This is a genomic window from Sporolactobacillus laevolacticus DSM 442 (assembly GCF_000497245.1).
In the GTDB taxonomy this organism is placed as follows: Bacteria; Bacillota; Bacilli; order Bacillales; family Sporolactobacillaceae; genus Sporolactobacillus; species Sporolactobacillus laevolacticus.
Window position 1 is genome coordinate 185,182 of record NZ_AWTC01000003.1, and the last position, 18,535, is coordinate 203,716.

Sequence of the window (18,535 nt, forward strand, 5' to 3'; positions counted from 1 at the left end):
AAACCATCATAGAACGGAGGAATTTTATGTTTGGTAAAATCAAAAGTCATAAGCAGCAGGGAAACAAAATTATCATTGGATTCGAGCAAATTGAGGTCATCATTCAGGTTATTACACCATCCATCGTAAATTTTTTTGCTTCAATCGCTTGTGAGCGCAGAAAGTCAAAAGCGATTGAGCAGTTGGTACCGGTACCGGGGCAAGTTGCAGTTCATTATTCGAACGGAAAACTAATCATTCGAACGGAAAAATTGGTGATCGATATCGCAGATGGATTCTTTGTCACGATTTTTGATCACAAGGGAACAGTGCTTAGTGAGGATTATAGAGGAGACGCGGTTCCGTTCATTCGCAGGGGCTCAGGGGATGGCCTCGCCGTGGCTGCCGAAGAAGGCCACAAACTTGAGGACGAAAGAAATAAGCTGAACATTAAAATCAGGAAGAAGATGGAGAAAGATATGTTTTTTTATGGCCTCGGGGACAAAACGGGCCATCTGAACAAAAAAGGTTACCATTATAAAATGTGGAACACGGATGATCCTTCTCCGCATGTCGAGAGCTTTGAGGCAATGTATAAATCAATTCCATTCTTTATTGCTTTGAAAGAAAAACAGTCATTTGGCTATTTCTTCGATAACACCTTTGAATCGGTTTTTGATATGGGAAAAGAAAATAGTGACTATTACTTTTTTGGAGCGGTAGATGGGAATCTTGATTACTATTTTATATACGGTCCCTCAGTCAAAGAAGTGGTAGGGGGGTATACGTATCTGACGGGAACGGCGCCATTGCCCCAGCTATGGACGCTTGGCTACCAACAGTGCCGCTGGTCCTATGCACCTGAGAATAGGCTCCGCGAAATTGCAGACACCTTCAGAGAAAAAGATATCCCTTGCGATGTGCTTTATCTAGACATTGACTACATGGATGGATACCGGGTTTTTACTTGGGACAATAAACAGTTTCCAAATCCAGAAAAAACGTTGAAAGAACTGAAAGAGAAGGGGTTTAAGGTTGTCACCATTATTGATCCGGGTGTCAAGAAAGACAAGGGCTACAGTATTTATGACCAAGGGATCGAAAACCACTATTTTGCCACAGACAAGGATCGCATTCCTTATGTGAACAAGGTCTGGCCTGGGGATGCGCTCTATCCTGATTTTTCAAATGAAAAAGCCAGAAAGTGGTGGGCAACCAATCAAAAAATTATGACTGATGCAGGTGTAGCAGGCATCTGGAATGATATGAATGAACCGGCAAGCTTCAATGGTCCTTTGCCTGATGATGTTTCATTCAACAATGACGGTGTCCGAACGGATCACCGGGAAATTCACAATGTTTACGGGCATTATATGTCCAAAGCAACGTATGAGGGCATCAAGCAAGCCACTGACAAACGTCCATTTGTGATTACACGAGCTTGCTATGCCGGAACTCAGAAATATTCTACGGTCTGGACAGGTGATAATCAGAGTCTTTGGGAACATTTGAGAATGTCATTGCCCATGTTGATGAATCTTGGACTCAGCGGCATCAGCTTTTGTGGAACAGATGTTGGAGGATTTGGTTTTGACTGCACAGCAGAACTGCTTTCACGTTGGGTTCAGGTTGGTGCTTTTACACCGCTTTTCCGTAACCATTCCAGCATTTTTACACGTGATCAGGAACCATGGGCGTTCGATGAGCAGACAGAATCTATAAACAGAAAATATATCAAACTCAGATACCAGCTGCTTCCGTATTTATATGATATTCTGCATAATGAGGAAACAACCGGACTTCCGGTGATACGCCCGCTTCTGCTCCATTACCAGAATGATCCGAGAACGTATGAGGTCAACGATGAATTTCTGTGCGGAGAAAATATTCTTGTCGCCCCAGTAGTAGAGCAAGGAGCTAAGGCACGTCTCGTCTATTTGCCGGAAGGAGATCAATGGGTTGATTACTGGACGAAAGAAACTATTGCAGGTGGCAGTTATATTGTGAAAGAGGCAGCACTTGATCTGTGTCCAATCTATATTAAAGCGGCAAGCTTTTTGCCACTTTATCCGGTACAAAGCTATGTCGGCGAAAAAGAGATTGATCAGTTGACGCTGGATGTGTACCCGCCCGAAGAAGGACAAAGCAGCACCTACAGTCATTATCAGGACGATGGCGAAAGTTTTGATTATCAAAAAGGTGTATTCAATCTCTATGAATTTTCCGCACATAAGAGCGATTCGGGAAATGAACTTCATTTATCAATTAAAAAGAAACATGATGGCTATAAGAAAGGTTATCATTCTTTTAAATTTATCCTAAACAACACAAAGGCATCCGCTGTCACTATGTATGGAAAGCAAATCTCGCATGAAGTCATTGAAAATCAAACCTTCTTTTCGGTTGAAGAAGAAGGAGATATTCAAATTAAACTGTAACCAAAGATTAGTTTTAATAAGTAAACAGGTGTTAAAAACATCCTGCACGCAGAGGCCAATGAAAATTAAATTAAATATCTGTAAAAAGGGCGGCTTAAAATTCAAAAATGAATTTGAGCTGTCTTTTTTCTATACGTCCCTTCTTTACATAGGATTTTTCGTGGCAACCCTTTAAATTTAACAGCTAAACCGTCGGACTCAGCGGGTAAGCTGATTATTCAATAGGTGTGAGCACATAGATTCATAGAGACAAGCATAAATTAAAATAAATTTATCTCAAGAAACTCGAAAAATCTCGTGAAGCGGAATAAATTCTTGTATCGATGACCATAATGTTTTCAAATCAAAAAAGAGGAGATGGAGGTTCATGGAGATTGTCAGTGATATCTGGGTCAATTGGTTTGAAGGTGAAGAGAACAGCTATAATGTCTGCGAATTTTTTGAATGGCGCAAACATGATTTTATCGAACTGCTTGACCAGATTCCACTCATTAAAGTGGAAAAACCACTCCTTGAATACATTGAAAACGACTTGCAGGATCTTCCTCAGGAACTTCTTAAAGATGTGCGGAACAGAAGCGTGATTTGTAAAAATAATCAGCGTGAAATCATCGAATACTGCTTTATCGCAACGGATGGAGAACGATGTATCGTCGCCGATACGCTTGGTTATGCCATCCCTGTACGAAAAAGCCGACTTATTCCAAGGCAGGAAAGCTTGATTTTGCAGAAAGCTGAAAAGATGCTTGTGAAGACCTATCCGTTTCCATCAGCGGGCTTGCGAAAAAAAGAGTATCATCTGCTTTCTCTTCGTCCGGAATGGATGATCGGCTTAACGAGAAAAGAACGACAGCTCAAACAACTGTTATTTATGGCGCTTGATCAGCTGCATTCCTCAGGCAATGTTGAAGAAATGCGCTACTGGTATACGGAATGGTTTCCAACCAAGTATACGGAGAGTCGCAACATGAGCTTTAATGACGCATGGCAGGGCCTAATTTCCGGAATGCGGCAAGGTTGGTCTGAAAAGCACAACGACATCTGCGAACGAATGATCCGGGGACAATCCTATTTCGAAAAATTATGGGAACTGGAACATGGAACCAAAGTTCAATAACCATTTGTCAGGAATATCATTAAAACAACACAACTGCAAAAAATCGTATAAAAAACACCTGAACGGGCGAACGTCCGATTCAGGTGTTTTGATTTTGATAATCATGCAATTTAATGGCGGTTGTTTCGCCCGATGCCCAACGCTTTCTCAGCGTTAGTTAATGTTCTCTTCGCAATGGCATAAGCCTTTTCCGCGCCTTCATCGAGAACTTCATCGAGTTCTGAAGACTCGATCAAATTGTTGAACTTTTCTTGGATCGGTTTCAGTATTCCAACTACAGCTTCGGCAACGTCTGTTTTAAATTCGCCATAACCTTTACCTTGATAGGCGGCAACAAGCTCGTCAACTGAACGTCCGGAACAGAGGGAGAAGATATCTAGCAAGTTAGATATACCAGGTTTGTTTTCTCTATCGTAACGAATTGATGCCTCATCGTCAGTTGTTGCGGACTTGATTTTTTTGATGATATCTTTTTCACTATCAAGCGTAAAGATCGTTGCTTTGCGATTCGCATCGGATTTGCTCATTTTCTTAGTTGGTTCTGCCAGGGACATGATACGTGCCCCGACCGGCGGAATATAGGGTTCTGGAATTGTAAATACTTCGCCATATTTATTGTTAAACCGTTCGGCCAAATCGCGTGTCAATTCCAAGTGCTGTTTTTGATCCGCGCCGACAGGAACAAGGTTTGTTTGATAGAGCAGTATGTCTGCAGCCATAAGCGGCGGGTAGGTCAACAAGCCTGCTGGAATCGCCTGCTTGCCTGTTGATTTATCTTTAAACTGTGTCATGCGTTCAAGTTCACCCATATAGCTGACGCATTGCATGATCCAGCCAAGCTGTGCATGGCAGGGAACCTCCGACTGTATAAAAAGGATCGATTGTTTCGGATCAATGCCCATCGCAAGGTAGAGTGCCGCAAGTTTATGGATGTTTGCCTGTACTTCTTTAGGATCTTGAGGAACAGTAATCGCATGCTCATCAACGATACAATAAATACATTCATTTCCTTCCTGCAGTGTTGCAAAATTGCGCATCGCACCCAAGTAATTGCCGAGCGTCGGAATTGATGTCGGCTGAACGCCGGAAAAAATTTTCGCCAAAATCTTCACCTTCCTGATTTTTGTCTGAGTAAATTTTCGATTAATGTTGTACGCCATTTCTCTGCATACAAAAAGGCCTATCCATCCACAAGGGACGAATAGACCGCGGTGCCACCCTAATTTTTCTGCATTGCAGAAACATCTTAACTGATCCTTGACCAGAATCAGTACCGTTTTAACGTACGGATACGGCAATGCCTACTTAACATCTGAAAACCGTTGTTCGGATTGCGGCTCGGAAGTCCATTCCCGAACAGTCCGCCACTCGGTTCACACCCAATCCGAGCTCTCTGAAGACCTTCTGCCGGTACTCTTCTCCGTCATCGCCTGTAAAATCATGACTTGTTAATGGAGAACATTATAGTCAATAATTTGTTTAAATGCAAACCATTTTAAACATTTTCCTAAACGTTAGCATTAAAAAAGCAAGAGCGATAAAACAAAAGAAACAATAAATAGAAATAAACTATCAAAGATCAATGGCCAAGTAATGGAAAATCTCTTTCCATGATGCTTAAATTCTGTCAGCGGGGCTTTAGCGTCGTTTTCTCCAAACTTCTTATTCCTTAAAGACCGAGCGAATCGTTTAAAGCTATAAACCATTCCATCGAAAAATCCACCTTGATAAACAAAGATGCTTAAACCCGCACAAAAGAAGATAAGACTGATTGTTGATAGTCCATCTATTAAAGTACCTGCAGAGAAGGGTTCTTGATAAAAAAACTGGATAGCGAGTGTGAAAACAAGTTCAATTAATCCAATCGATAAAAAAGATCGTCGAAAATTTGTAAAAAATATTCTCATTAGCTAACACCTCGGGTTCATTTTAACAAAAGAAAATGATTTCGATCAAATGGTTATGTCAGATATTGTGACATTGGTATAAAAAAAATCTATCAAAAAAACTGCATAAGATCAATAAATTCGACACAGACAAAGCTAGAAAGCTAACAAAACGAAAAAAAAAAACATGCAAATTGAAATAATAACTTGTATAATAGCATCTGTAGGTTGAATCGAACTTTCAGAAATGAAAGGAAGATCACCTCAACAAAGATAATAATTTAGGGGAGGTTATTGCTTTTATGAAAAAAGCAAAATGGTCACTCGTGCTGTCCATTGTCTTGGCACTGAGTCTTGTACTTTCCGCATGCGGAAGCTCAACCAAGAGCGGCAGCAGCAAGGGCGGAGCTTCAGACCTTGCAAAAAATCAGGTATTGAACTTTGCTACATCTGCTGATATTCCATCAATTGACGTTACTCAAGCAACGGATGCTACTTCAATCCAAACAATCTCAAACTATCTGTCCGGTCTGACAAGAATGCATGACGGTAAGACAGAATGGGATCTCGCAACTGGTGCACCTAAAGTTAGCGCCGACAAGAAAGTGATTACTTTTAAACTCCGCGACCAAAAATGGTCGAACGGCAAAGCAGTAACAGCTCAAGATTTTGTTTATGGTTGGCAACGTCAGGTAGATCCTAAGGCAAAACCACAATACAACTACCTGCTTGCTGCAGCAGACATTAAGAACGCTGCAAAAATCGAAGATCCTACCAATAAGAAACTTTATGGTAAATATAAAGAACTTGGTGTTAAAGCACTTGACAGCAAGACCCTTCAAGTAACGCTTGAAAGCCCAATACAACCATTCTTCTACAGCTTGCTTTCTGACTGGGTATTCATGCCACAACAACAAGCATATGTAGAAAAACTCGGTAGCAAATTCGCAACAAGCGCAAGTACAGTTCTGTACAACGGTCCTTGGTCTCTTGCTAATTGGAAAAAAGGCCAAAGCTGGACGTTCAAGAAAAACCCTAAATACTGGAATGCAAAACGCATTAAACTGAATGAACTTACTTACACTGTATCAAAAGACTTGGCTACTTCTGTAAACATGTACAAGACAGGCAAAATTGATGTTGTTGGTCTTGCGCAAGAACAAGTCGCTTCTATGAAAGCTTCAAATCCGAAAGAAGTTAAAACTTCTCCAAACTCAGGTATGTTCTTCCTCTATGTGAATAACAAGAGAAAAACGACTGGCAACGTTGACTTCCGTAAAGCACTCAGTGCTGCAATTGATCGTCAAGGTCTTGTAGACGGAATCCTTAAAGACGGTTCAACAGCGTCAAACAGCATCGTACCAAAAGGCTTTGTTACTGGTCCGGATGGTAAGGACTTCCGTGCTTCCACTCCAGACGGTTATCCTGCAGGAGCAGTGAAAGATGCAAAGGCATTCTGGGCTAAAGCTCAAAAAGCTCTAGGAACAAAGAAAGTTGCTCTTGAGTTAATCAGCTCCGACAGCGCAACAACGCAACAAATTGATGAATATGTTGCAAACCAAATTCAGAAAAATCTTAAAGGCGTAACAGTTAAGATTAACGCTCAACCATGGGCTAACTATCTGAAGCTGAACAACGCTGGTAAATATGACCTATCGTATAGCGGTTGGTTACCTGACTACCAGGATCCGATGACTTACATCGATATGTGGGCAACAGGTAACTCATCGAACTCTGCATTCTACAGCAACAAAGCATATGACAAGCTAGTTGCCGATGCTAAGAGCACAACAGATGCAACGAAGCGTTGGACAGATATGCAAGATGCTGAAAAGATCATGCTGCAACAAGATCAAGGTATCGTGCCTCTGTACCAATCAGGCAATACATGGGCTCAGAAACCATATGTACACAACTTCTACTTGCCTTCATATGGTCCGGAACAAGATTATCTTGATACTTATATCAGCAAACACTAATATAGGTTAATCTAGTACTGATTTGATTTTGAAGGGAGAGTATGTGTCGTTGTGGCATGTGCTCTCCCTTCCATTAATTATTGATTATTGAAAAATCATTTGATTACATAACTGACGCTAATGCTTGCGAGTAATCGAATTATATAGGATAGATATTAATTATTTTGGGGGTACTCATCAGTGGTACGTTTTATTTTAAAGAGAACAGGCTACATGCTCGTAACCTTCTATATCGTGCTCACACTGACCTTTTTGTCCATGAAATTGCTGCCAGGTACACCGTTCAAACAAGCACAGAAACTAACACCGCAGCAGTTAAATACGCTTAAAAGTTATTATGGATTGAATGATCCCATTCCAGTACAGTATGTCCGCTATGTATGGAATTTTATCCATGGTGATATGGGGGGATCGTTTCAATATGGCAATGAACCGGTCACGGATTTCTTATTTGCGCGTTTCCCTATTTCACTTCAACTTGGAATTAATGCGATGATCGTAGGAACGGTGCTTGGCATTTTACTTGGCATCGTCGCAGGTATTAACCGAGGAAAATCCTTAGACTGGGGTTCGACAATGGTCGCAATTATTGGTGTATCGATTCCTTCCTTTGTTCTTGCAGCGATTCTTCAGTTTTTCTTCTCGGTTTATTGGCGGATCTTCCCGGTTGCCGGTTGGGGAGGGTTTATGTATCAAGCATTGCCAACATTGGCACTTGCTATTGGCGTTACGGCACAAGTCGCGCGATTTATGCGTACGGAAATGGTCGAGGTATTAAATCAGGATTATATCGTGACGGCTCAGGCAAAAGGGCTCTCTAGGGCTACGGTTATTTATAAACACGCAGTCCGCAATGCAATGATCCCGGTTATTACAATTGTGCCGCCAATGACGGCTGCGGTCGTTACCGGGTCACTGGTTATTGAAAACATTTTCAATATACCTGGTATTGGTTCACAGTTTGTCGATTCGATTGTGACAAATGATTATCCGATGATTATGGGTACAACCGAGTTATATGCATTGCTCTACATTGTTTCTCTTCTTGTCGTCGATATCCTTTATCAATTGGTTGATCCGAGAATGCGCGTGACAGGAGGAAAAGCATGATGGCTACTGTAAATCAAGAAGTGTCAAAGGAGCTCTTTGCCCCTGCCGATATCGATCATTCGTCCAGTGAACGGATTGCCGGCGAGAGCGTCAGTGCGTGGAGAGATTCGTTACGTCGTTATGTTAAAAGTGTACCAGCAATGGTTTCGACAATTATTATTGCACTCACTATTGTCCTTTCGATCGTTGGACCGCATTTTTTTGGTTATGGCATTGACGATCAAAACATTAACTTGCAAAATATGCCTCCAAAAATTCCTGGCTTAACCTGGATTCCTGCTTTTGATGGTAAATACCAAGGTGTCGATGTATATGCACAAAAGCATATAAAGAAAGCATACTGGTTTGGAACCGATGCACTCGGACGTGACATTTGGACACGTACATGGTCGGGAACGCGAATTTCATTGATTATTGCTCTTGTTGCGACATTAGTTGACATTTTTATTGGCGTGACTTACGGAAGTATCTCCGGATATATTGGCGGAAAGACAGACACGATCATGCAACGAATAATTGAAATTATCGCTGGAATTCCAAGCCTTGTTTGGATTATTTTGTTAATACTTATTATGCAGCCTGGTTTATTTGCTATAACCGTGGCCATTACGGCAACAAGCTGGATCGGGATGGCCAGACTGATCCGCGGCGAAATGATGAAGTTAAAGAATCAGGAATTTGTGCTTGCTTCACGGACGCTCGGTGCAAAAAACAGCCGGATCATTTTCCGCCATTTGATTCCGAACTCTTTAGGTATGATCATTATCAACACAATGTTTTCAATTCCTACAGCAATATTTTTTGAAGCGTTCCTCAGTTTTATCGGTCTCGGTATTCGACGTCCGCAAGCTTCACTTGGATCGATGATTAACGAAGGATTTCGTGTGCTGATGATTTATCCCTATCAGATTCTGTTCCCAGGGGTGATTATTTCCTTGCTATTGATTTGCTTTAACCTAATGGGCGACGGATTGCGCGATGCTTTTGATCCTAAGTTGCGGCGATAAAACGGGGGTGATTAATAATGGATAAAATTCTAGAGGTGAAAGATTTAAATGTCATCTTTCATATATTTAAAGCAGATGTCCAAGCCGTGCGCGGTGTGAATTTTGAGTTAAATAAAGGTGAAACGTTGGCTATTGTCGGTGAGTCCGGTTCAGGAAAGTCAGTTACATCCAAAGCGATCATGGGCTTAATTCCAAATCCTCCGGGTGAAATTACTAAGGGAAGTAGCATACTATTTGAAGGTAAAGACCTTGTTAACTATACCGAGAAACAAATGGAAAAGGTTCGTGGAAAAGAAATCTCAATGATTTTCCAAGATCCGATGACTGCATTGAATCCGACGATGAAAATCGGCAAACAGATCATGGAAGGACTAGTCAAGCATCAAGGAATGTCCAAACAAGACGCCCGCAATCGTGCGATTGAGTTACTGAAGCTTGTTGGTATTCCGAAACCTGAGCAACGTGTTGATGAATATCCACACCAATTCTCCGGAGGTATGCGGCAACGTGTTGTTATTGCAATTGCTCTGGCATGCAATCCGAAGATTTTGATTGCTGACGAACCAACGACTGCGCTCGACGTAACCATCCAGGCACAAATTCTAGACCTGATGCGTGATCTTCAGAAGAAGACGGGAACTGCTATTGTGCTGATTACGCATGATCTTGGCGTAGTTGCCAATATGGCGCAGCGTGTTGCCGTTATGTACGGCGGAAAGGTCGTAGAAACCGGGCTGATTGATGAAATTTTCTACAATCCGAAGCATCCATATACTTGGGGCCTGCTTTCTTCGATGCCTAAGCTTCATGCGAAAATGGACAAGCTGCTTGCGATCCCTGGGTCTCCGCCTGACCTGGCCGATCCGCCGAAAGGATGCCCTTTTGCAGCAAGATGTCCTTATGCTATGAAGGTATGTACGAATCACATGCCGGAGTACACAGAATTATCGGCGACGCAAAAAGCAGCTTGCTGGCTGCTTGATGAGCGAGCACCAAAAGTAGCTCCACCGGAGACGATAGGTGTGGGGGGAAACCAAAATGGCTGACAATAGAGAGAAAATGCTTGAAGTTAAAAATTTAAAGAAGTATTTTCATATTTCCCGCAAAGATGTTTTAAAAGCGGTTGATGAAGTCAGTTTTGACGTTTACAAGGGAGAAACATTAGGTCTTGTTGGTGAATCTGGCTGTGGAAAATCAACAACAGGGCGCACAATTATTCGTTTATACGAACCGACCGACGGCGAAGTGATTTTTGACGGAGAAAATATTGGCAGCAAGCTCTCGATGAAAGCTAAAAAAAACCTGAGCAGACGCATGCAAATGATTTTTCAAGATCCGTACGCTTCTCTAAATCCGAGAATGATGGTAAAGGATATTATTGCCGAAGGTCTTGATATCCACCATCTGGCCAAGTCACCAACAGAACGCATGAATCGTGTTTATGAAATGCTCGAAACAGTAGGTTTAAACCGCGAACATGCCAACCGTTATCCACATGAATTTAGTGGCGGACAGAGACAGCGTATTGGAATCGCACGTGCCCTTGCTGTTGATCCGGACTTCATCATTGCCGATGAACCAATTTCAGCATTGGACGTTTCAATTCAGGCGCAGGTTGTCAATCTGCTTCAAGAACTTCAGGAAAAACAAGGACTAACCTTCTTGTTCATTGCCCACGATCTTTCCATGGTGAAGCATATTAGCGATCGTGTCGGCGTTATGTATCTTGGTAATATGGCAGAACTTGCAACGAGTGATGAACTGTATGAACATCCGCTGCATCCATATACACAATCGCTTTTATCTGCAATTCCTGTTGCTGATCCGGAAGTTGAACGTTCACGTGAACGTATTATTCTTGAAGGTGATGTACCAAGCCCGATCGATCCGCCAAGCGGTTGCCGATTCAGGACACGTTGCCCGTTTGCTATGGATGTCTGTGCGAAAGTCAGACCAAAATGGCATGAAGTCGAAGAGGGACATTGGGTAGCTTGCCATCTTCATGATGAGGAATTAAAAACTGAAAAAGCATAAGCAAAAAAATAGCCCTAGAGGACAAAAAATGTTCTCAAGGGTTATTTTTTTTACGTTCCAAGAACAATTGCATGAAAAAACATATAACTGTAAGCAACAGCAAAACAGTGATGATTTGCATAGTCAATAATTGAAAAAAGTGATATACAATTATTGAGACCACGAGAAAAATGGCTAAAACAAGGGTGATCCGACGTATCATCATGTCATCTCCATTGGGCATATATTTTTGAATACATTTTGCTTCTCTCACGTATAGTATAAGAGGAGCGTTTATTGATGGACATTTCTTGTTAAGCCTCAATAATGACGATCTCGTGATGCCTTTGTTTTATGGCTCCTCATTGGATGAATGACCTCGCCGAGGTTGCATGCTGATGTCCAAGCTTATCATAATTCCGCTTCAGTCTCAAGATGAATAGGAATGGGACAAAGGGTTAGTCAAGCGGTGTCCATTTCCGAATGGATATCCGAAGTGCTCTTGACAAGCATGGTATGACGGGTTGACAATAAAGACAGATAGAGAAGACTCATGTGATGATCATCTGAGAAGTTAAGGACAAATGAGTAAGGAGGCGATAATCGGTGAAACCGAAGGAAGTAAGACGGAGGCGCAAGCATTCGATCCGGAAATGGTTGAAGGAGACTTTGGGCCAATTACAACCTAAATCGCAGGACGCACCGTCAGCGAATCTGAAATTACCAGCGTAATGTTGTGGGATTATGACCCCGTAAACATAATGAAATCGTGAGTAGGACTTCTTGGTTACTGAGAAGTCCTTTTTACATACATTAATACCGAAATGAGAATGTACTATAATAATGAAAAAGTATATATTGTCGAATAATGGTGAAAAAAGGGCTCGTATAACGATGAAATATGAAATTATTTTCATACAAAAAAGGGTATAAAATTTATAAGAATTATTATATAATAAAAGAAGCCTCAGAGAATAGAACGTTTCTATTATCCAAAGGAGGGCGAAAAATGGTCACACTTTATACATCCCCAAGCTGCACATCATGCAGAAAGGCAAAAGCTTGGCTTAAGGAACACGACATACCTTTCAAAGAACGGAACATATTCTCCGAACCGTTGTCCATCGAAGAGATTAAAGATATCCTGCGTATGACTGAAAACGGTACGGATGAAATTATTTCAACACGATCGAAAGCGTTTCAAGAATTGAATATTCAGTTGGAGACAATGTCTATTCAACAGCTTTTTGAATTGATTAAGGATAACCCTGGTTTGTTGCGTCGTCCGATTATGCTTGATGACAAACGTTTACAGGTTGGCTATAACGACGATGAAATACGCCGCTTTCTTCCAAGAAAAGTACGTACTTTCCAACTGCAAGAAGCTCAGCGTCTTGTTAATTAAGCAAGTGATAAGGCCTGCGGATGCCCATTATTTATTTAATGGGCATCCGCTTGTTTTTCCGGAGTTTCTTGAATGCATTACTTATCTTAAAACGGCCGTCCAAAAGTGGGCGGCCGTTGCGATTTATTTTTTTATAGGCAGCAATATCTGTTTGTGTCTGTTTATCACGATTATGATTTCCCAGTGACTTGACCGGATGAGAAAAGATTAGCCAGCCAACCGATCACAATAAGAGCAGTAATCAGAGCTACAGGAAATAGGTGAGCGAAATGTGCATAAGAGTCGAAAAACCAGCGCATTTTCGGTTCACCCATAATCATTTCCGATGCAGTGTAGCCGAGGACACCACCGCCAACATAGATCAGCATGGGGAAGTGTTCCATTGCGATCAGAATAAGTTTACTTCCCCAGACAATGATGGGGACAGATACAATCAGCCCAATCGCAATATATCCGATATGTCCTTTTGAAGCGCCGGCGATAGCGAGCATATTGTCAAAGCCCATGACAACATCTGCGAGAACAATAGTTCTGACAGCGGCGAACAAGGATGCGCCCGCTCGGACATGATGTTCTTCTTCTCTATTGGTCATCAGTCGGACTGCAATGACAAGTAGAAAGAAACCGCCCGCAAGCAGAAGGAAGGGGATGTTGAGTAGAGAAACGACCATTGCCGTGAGTCCGATTCGCACGACAACTGCTAATCCTGTACCTAAAAAAATAGCTTGATTTCTCTGCTTTTCTGCAAGTCTTCGACAGGCGAGGGCAATCACAACTGCATTGTCTCCTCCTAGAATAATATCTATGAAAATTATTTTTAGAATAAAGAGCATGGTGCCGACATCAAAAGACATGCGTTGTTAACTCCTTTCCTCTGTCTCCGTTTCAGCTTATGCGGACTTGTCCCGAATCATTCCGGGACATTGCGCCTGTGCGAGGAGCCATATTCTGAAATTCCAATCTTTTGTGCATAAAACGCCGGCTGATTCAATAAGATGAAGCAATTAATCTTATTCGCTTGCTTAGGGGGCAAGTGCGGAATGTTTAAAATACTAGTTGTTTTATATTTCAATAGCGAAGGATTTATCATACAATAGAAGTACAGGATACATGTTGTCCCAATGGTGCTTGGTCACTCCCATACCTACTGAAGAAGAAGGGAGAGATAACGATGAAAATAGAACGAATAAATGAAAATACACTGAAGTTTTACATCAGTTATTTGGATATTGAAGATCTTGGCTTTGACCGTGAAGAAATCTGGTACAATCGTGATCGGAGCGAAGAATTGTTCTGGCAGATGATGGATGAGGCGCATAGCCAGGAATCGTTCTCTCTGGAAGGACCACTTTGGATCCAGGTTCAGGCATTAGAGAAGGGCATGGAAATTATCGTTACGCGTGCTCAAATTTCCAAAGACGGTGCCAATCTGCAACTGCCGATTTCAGAAGATAAGCATCTGGATATTCCGATCAGTGATCGAGAGGATAGAGACTCTGAACAACTGGACATGTCTGAGGATCAGGAAACGAAAGAAAACGAAGATGTGGATCAGGATGAAGAGGAACAGGGAGATGCCCAGCCGATTTCGTTCATCATTGAATTTGGCGATTTCGAAAATCTGATTTCTCTGAGCCACGCGTTTGAAGCTCATGAAGCGATGGATACCGCACTATTCGCATACAAAAATCGATATTATTTAAAGGTGACATTCGCCGATGAGCTATCAGACGACTGCCAGGATGATGATTTGAGTAAAATGCTCGAGTTTGGGCTTGATACGAGTTTGACACATTTTGTTCTTCAGGAGTACGGGAAAGAATTGATTCATGATCATGCCTTGCAGACAATAAAATCCCACTTTCCATTACGTTCATAAATCTTAACAACAAAAAAGCTTGCCGGCCGGCAGGCTTTTTTGTTGTTTTCAATATCCCCGATTAGAACATCTTTTGAATAAACTTTGTCCTATTTCTTAATCAGCAGGAATATTGGCGAATGCTGTTGAACTAATAGTTATTAGGAAACTTGGCTTTGCCAAACCTTTTCACGGGCGAAGCCTTAGTTGCGACGGTCATGGATGACCTAGTGTCCAGCTTGCCACAGGACGTACTTCCTCAGAATGCGATGGTTTCTGCGTTGTGCACAGGACATGCATGAATTTAGCAGAAGCCCCTTCTTACCTTTTCCCGGACATTTCGAACACTCTCTATAAGAAAGGCGGTGAACACGTGCTTGTTGCATCAACTGCGGAAGCTGAAAGAATATCACTGATCGCTTCCGAATGGTCACAGCAAGATCTGGTGCAGCTTGACAGGCAATCCGGATTTTACTGCCCCGTTTGTCGTGCACCGGTCGTGCTGAAAACCGGAAAGAAACGGCGATGGCACTTCGCACATCAGCCCCACCATACCTGTCTGGTTGATAACGAGCCGGAAACGATGACGCATTTATCCGGCAAAGAAGATTTATTTCGTTGGTGTGAACAAGCCGGTCGATCAGCCAAACTGGAACAATATCTCCGCCAGTTGCGCCAAAGGCCCGATATTTATTTACCGGGAATTGAGCCGGTGGCTATTGAATACCAGTGCAGTATGATTCCTGAGCATGTTTTTACAGCGCGCTCTAATGGTTATTTAAATGGCGGAATTATCCCTATTTGGATAATTGGAGCCCATCGGTATCACAGACAGCGCTTTGCCATTCAATTATCTGGTTTTACCTCGCTAGCGATTCGACAATCCAAAGTGTCAAAGGTCAGTCATCCATTTACCACATCGTACTATGTTTGTTTTTATGACCCCGCATCAAAAAATTTCTGTTATTCTGCTCATTTATCTCCAATTTCAAAAACTCGGTTTATTTCCCAGGAAAGCACGGTCAACCTTTTAAAACTCAAACCGTACCAATTGCTTACCCATTCTGTGCCATTTTCATCAATGGAATTTAAGAATGCCTGGCTTGATATGAAAAGAAAACAGAGACTGTCACCACCGAATCGGCTGTCTCCTGAAGAATATGCATTGCGTGTTCAGGCCTATCAGCTCAGAATAAATTTCTCATATGTTCCCGGTTATGTGGGTTTGCCGCATGAATCCGCGATTCATTTTCAGAATTCGCCTTATTTGTGGCAGATGTGGGTCATTCTGCTCATGGGCGTCATAGAAGCTGATCATTGCTTTACACCTGAGCGCATTATTCGGGAAACGGAAGCGAGAAGGATGGAGCGCGTGTTTTCCCTTCGCTGCCTTCCACTTTGCCCGGTGCTGCCGGCCAGCCATGTGATTAAAGATTATCTGGAGCAGCTACTATGCCTAAGAGTAGTGAAGAAAATAGGAAACAGCTATCGAATGGAAGGCTTGGGCAAGATGAAGCAGTCATTGACCTCTTTATTTCAGGAAGATCGAGTGATCCTCGATCGTCTGGAAGCTGCGTGGATGTAAAGTCTACTGATGAATAGGCTAAATTTTGCGTAAACAGAGAAAAAGAAGTACGATAATGTTGATACATTTTTTGGAAAAGCAATGACATTGGAGGTGCCGCAATGGCTGGTGAAAAGACAACTGCGCTCCCGAAAAGAGAGGATATTCCAGTTGAAGAAACATGGAATCTTGAAGCAATTTATCCGAGTGTGGAAGCATGGGAAAGCGCATTTCAAAAAGTAAAGGATCTGATCGCGGAAGCCGAGCAGTTTAAGGGGAAAATCGGGGAGTCAGCCGATACCTTGTATGCTCTGCTTCAAAAGCAGGACGAGATAACAGAATTGTTGTACAAAGTCTATGTCTATGCACACATGAAGAATGATGAAAACACAGCTGACGCGACATTCCAGGCGCTTCACGATCGAGCAGGAAATCTTGCCGCAGTAGCCGGCAGCAAGCTTGCATTTGTTGTTCCGGAGATTCTGGCGATTGATCCGCAAACATTGAAAGGTTTTTTGGAAAGCAACAAAGATTTACAGCTCTACCGACGTGCACTTGATGAAATTACCAGAACTCGTCCACATGTGCTGGATAGCGAAAAAGAAGCGCTTCTTGCTGCAGCCGGAGAAGTAACCGATGCATCATCCACCACTTTCGGGATGTTGAATAATGCCGATCTGAAGTTTCCGACAATCAAAGGTGAAGACGGAAATGATATCGAAATTACACATGGACGTTACGGTACGCTCATGGAAAGTGAAAATCGGCAGGTACGTAAGGATACGTTTGAAGGAATCTACAAAACGTATGGCGCGTTCAAGAACACCTTGGCTTCAACGCTAAGCGGGCAGATCAAACGGGATACATTCTATGCGCAGGCGCGCCATTACAAATCGGCAAGAGAAGCCGCGCTGTTCAGCAACGACATTCCTGAAGCAGTCTACGACAATCTGATTAAAACGATCCATGACAACCTGCCACTTATGTACCGTTATGTGGCAATGCGTAAAAAGGCGCTTGGGGTCGATGAACTGCACATGTATGATCTCTATGCGCCGCTTGTGCCAAACGCGAAGATTGAGGTCACCTATAATGAAGCCAAGGAGATTGTGCTTAAAGCGCTCGCTCCACTTGGAGAAGACTACTTGAATGTGATCAAAGACGGCTTTGAAAAACGCTGGATTGATGTTCGCGAGACGCAGAATAAACGAAGCGGTGCTTATTCAGGCGGTAGCTACGGTACAATGCCATACGTACTCCTGAACTGGCAGGATAATGTCAACGGCGTGTTCACGCTCGCGCATGAGTTAGGCCACTCGATGCACAGCTACTATTCACGTACTTGCCAGCCTTATCCGTATTCGGATTACTCGATTTTTGTTGCTGAAGTGGCATCGACTTGTAATGAAGCGCTGCTGAATCACTACTTGCTTGAGAATACGGATGATAAGAAAAAGAAACTTTATTTGCTAAACAATCAATTGGAAGGCTTTAAAGGAACAATCTTCAGGCAGACAATGTTTGCTGAGTTCGAACATATTATTCATGAAAAAGCACGTGCCGGAGAAGCGCTGACGGCCGATCTTCTGACAAAGACCTATTATGATCTGAATAAAACATACTTTGGACCGGACATTGTTGTTGATGAAGAGATTGGTCTGGAGTGGGCACGAATTCCACATTTCTACTACAATTATTATGTTTATCAATATGCGACCGGATATAGTGCCGCTTCGGCTCTGTCTTCGCAGATCTTGCAGGAAGGTGCACCGGCAGTTGAGCGCTATAAAAACTACCTGAAATCGGGTAGCTCAGATTCCCCGATTGAAGTACTCAAAAAAGCAGGTGTTGATATGGCAGATCCTAAGCCTGTCCAACAAGCGATGGACGTTTTCGGCAAAGTTCTGGACGAAACGGAAAAACTGCTGTTCAGCTGAAAAACATAATAGAGTCTGTTCGAAAAGGACTGGAGCCAAGGCTTCAGTCCTTTTCGGCATTCGCTGATTTATTCTCTGTTACGCCGGTGCCAGGTTAGAAAGCGTACCATGAGAAAAATAATTAAAAAGAGCAGCGCTCCTGAGAGCAGCAGCGACTCAAGGTGAAGCAGGCCGAGCAGAAAGTGATAAAAACAAAACACGATCAAGGCGGCCAGGAGACAAAAAATCACCGATTTCATGGA

The 18,535-nt window shown here is 42.5% G+C and carries 15 protein-coding genes and 1 other annotated feature; of the genes, 11 read left to right on the top strand and 4 right to left on the bottom strand.

The window, feature by feature from the left end:
- The first annotated feature begins 26 nt into the window (after positions 1 to 26).
- On the top strand, positions 27 to 2,417 hold the full coding sequence (locus tag P343_RS23700; protein WP_023509230.1) for a glycoside hydrolase family 31 protein: 2,391 nt from the start codon (positions 27 to 29) through the stop codon (positions 2,415 to 2,417).
- A 367-nt stretch (positions 2,418 to 2,784) separates the two neighbouring features.
- Entirely contained in the window at positions 2,785 to 3,534 is a 750-nt protein-coding gene (locus P343_RS23705; protein ID WP_023509231.1) for a DUF3603 family protein, read from the top strand.
- 110 nt (positions 3,535 to 3,644) lie between these two features.
- On the opposite strand, the gene trpS is transcribed toward P343_RS23705, so the two are convergent.
- Together trpS and P343_RS0118525 are read right to left on the bottom strand one after the other, a co-directional pair.
- Positions 3,645 to 4,637 carry a tryptophan--tRNA ligase gene (gene trpS, locus P343_RS23710; protein ID WP_023509232.1) on the bottom strand — a complete coding sequence of 331 codons (993 nt, stop codon included), beginning with the start codon at positions 4,635 to 4,637 and terminating at the stop codon, positions 3,645 to 3,647.
- Between the two features lie 87 nt (positions 4,638 to 4,724).
- Positions 4,725 to 4,970: a binding site (T-box leader), on the bottom strand.
- Between the two features lie 84 nt (positions 4,971 to 5,054).
- Positions 5,055 to 5,441, bottom strand: coding sequence for a DUF3899 domain-containing protein (locus P343_RS0118525; RefSeq protein ID WP_023509233.1), 387 nt, complete (start codon positions 5,439 to 5,441; stop codon positions 5,055 to 5,057).
- A gap of 281 nt (positions 5,442 to 5,722) precedes the next feature.
- Between P343_RS0118525 and P343_RS23715 the strand changes: the two genes are divergently transcribed.
- From P343_RS23715 to spxA, 6 genes are all read left to right on the top strand, one after another.
- Positions 5,723 to 7,399: a peptide ABC transporter substrate-binding protein gene (locus tag P343_RS23715; protein WP_023509234.1), complete on the top strand. Its 1,677-nt coding sequence runs from the start codon at positions 5,723 to 5,725 to the stop codon at positions 7,397 to 7,399.
- 180 nt (positions 7,400 to 7,579) lie between these two features.
- Positions 7,580 to 8,509 (top strand): ABC transporter permease, encoded by a 930-nt coding sequence (locus P343_RS23720; protein WP_023509235.1) that lies wholly within the window; start codon positions 7,580 to 7,582, stop codon positions 8,507 to 8,509.
- Positions 8,506 to 9,516, top strand: coding sequence for an oligopeptide ABC transporter permease (gene opp3C, locus P343_RS23725; RefSeq protein WP_037593809.1), 1,011 nt, complete (start codon positions 8,506 to 8,508; stop codon positions 9,514 to 9,516). The genes P343_RS23720 and opp3C overlap by 4 nt, the downstream gene beginning before the upstream one ends.
- Positions 9,517 to 9,533: 17 nt before the next feature.
- A complete protein-coding gene (locus P343_RS23730; RefSeq protein ID WP_023509237.1) occupies positions 9,534 to 10,562 on the top strand; it encodes an ABC transporter ATP-binding protein in 1,029 nt (342 codons plus the stop codon).
- On the top strand, positions 10,555 to 11,550 hold the full coding sequence (locus P343_RS23735) for an ABC transporter ATP-binding protein (RefSeq protein WP_023509238.1): 996 nt from the start codon (positions 10,555 to 10,557) through the stop codon (positions 11,548 to 11,550). Before P343_RS23730 ends, P343_RS23735 begins: the two co-directional genes overlap by 8 nt.
- A gap of 988 nt (positions 11,551 to 12,538) precedes the next feature.
- Entirely contained in the window at positions 12,539 to 12,934 is a 396-nt protein-coding gene (spxA, locus tag P343_RS23740) for a transcriptional regulator SpxA (protein ID WP_023509241.1), read from the top strand.
- A gap of 170 nt (positions 12,935 to 13,104) precedes the next feature.
- On the opposite strand, the gene P343_RS23750 is transcribed toward spxA, so the two are convergent.
- The gene (locus P343_RS23750; RefSeq protein ID WP_023509243.1) at positions 13,105 to 13,788 is read right to left on the bottom strand and encodes a TerC family protein; all 684 of its coding nucleotides are present in this window, start codon (positions 13,786 to 13,788) and stop codon (positions 13,105 to 13,107) included.
- 317 nt (positions 13,789 to 14,105) lie between these two features.
- Between P343_RS23750 and mecA the strand changes: the two genes are divergently transcribed.
- The 3 genes from mecA to pepF all read left to right on the top strand — a co-directional run bounded on the left by mecA (position 14,106) and on the right by pepF (position 18,293).
- Positions 14,106 to 14,813: an adaptor protein MecA gene (mecA, locus tag P343_RS23755; protein ID WP_023509244.1), complete on the top strand. Its 708-nt coding sequence runs from the start codon at positions 14,106 to 14,108 to the stop codon at positions 14,811 to 14,813.
- 352 nt (positions 14,814 to 15,165) lie between these two features.
- The gene (locus tag P343_RS23760; RefSeq protein ID WP_031263665.1) at positions 15,166 to 16,377 is read left to right on the top strand and encodes a competence protein CoiA; all 1,212 of its coding nucleotides are present in this window, start codon (positions 15,166 to 15,168) and stop codon (positions 16,375 to 16,377) included.
- 101 nt (positions 16,378 to 16,478) lie between these two features.
- Positions 16,479 to 18,293 carry an oligoendopeptidase F gene (gene pepF / locus P343_RS23765; RefSeq protein ID WP_023509246.1) on the top strand — a complete coding sequence of 605 codons (1,815 nt, stop codon included), beginning with the start codon at positions 16,479 to 16,481 and terminating at the stop codon, positions 18,291 to 18,293.
- Positions 18,294 to 18,361: 68 nt separating this feature from the next.
- On the opposite strand, the gene P343_RS37060 is transcribed toward pepF, so the two are convergent.
- Positions 18,362 to 18,532, bottom strand: coding sequence for a hypothetical protein (locus P343_RS37060; RefSeq protein ID WP_023509247.1), 171 nt, complete (start codon positions 18,530 to 18,532; stop codon positions 18,362 to 18,364).
- Between the last annotated feature and the right edge of the window lie 3 nt (positions 18,533 to 18,535).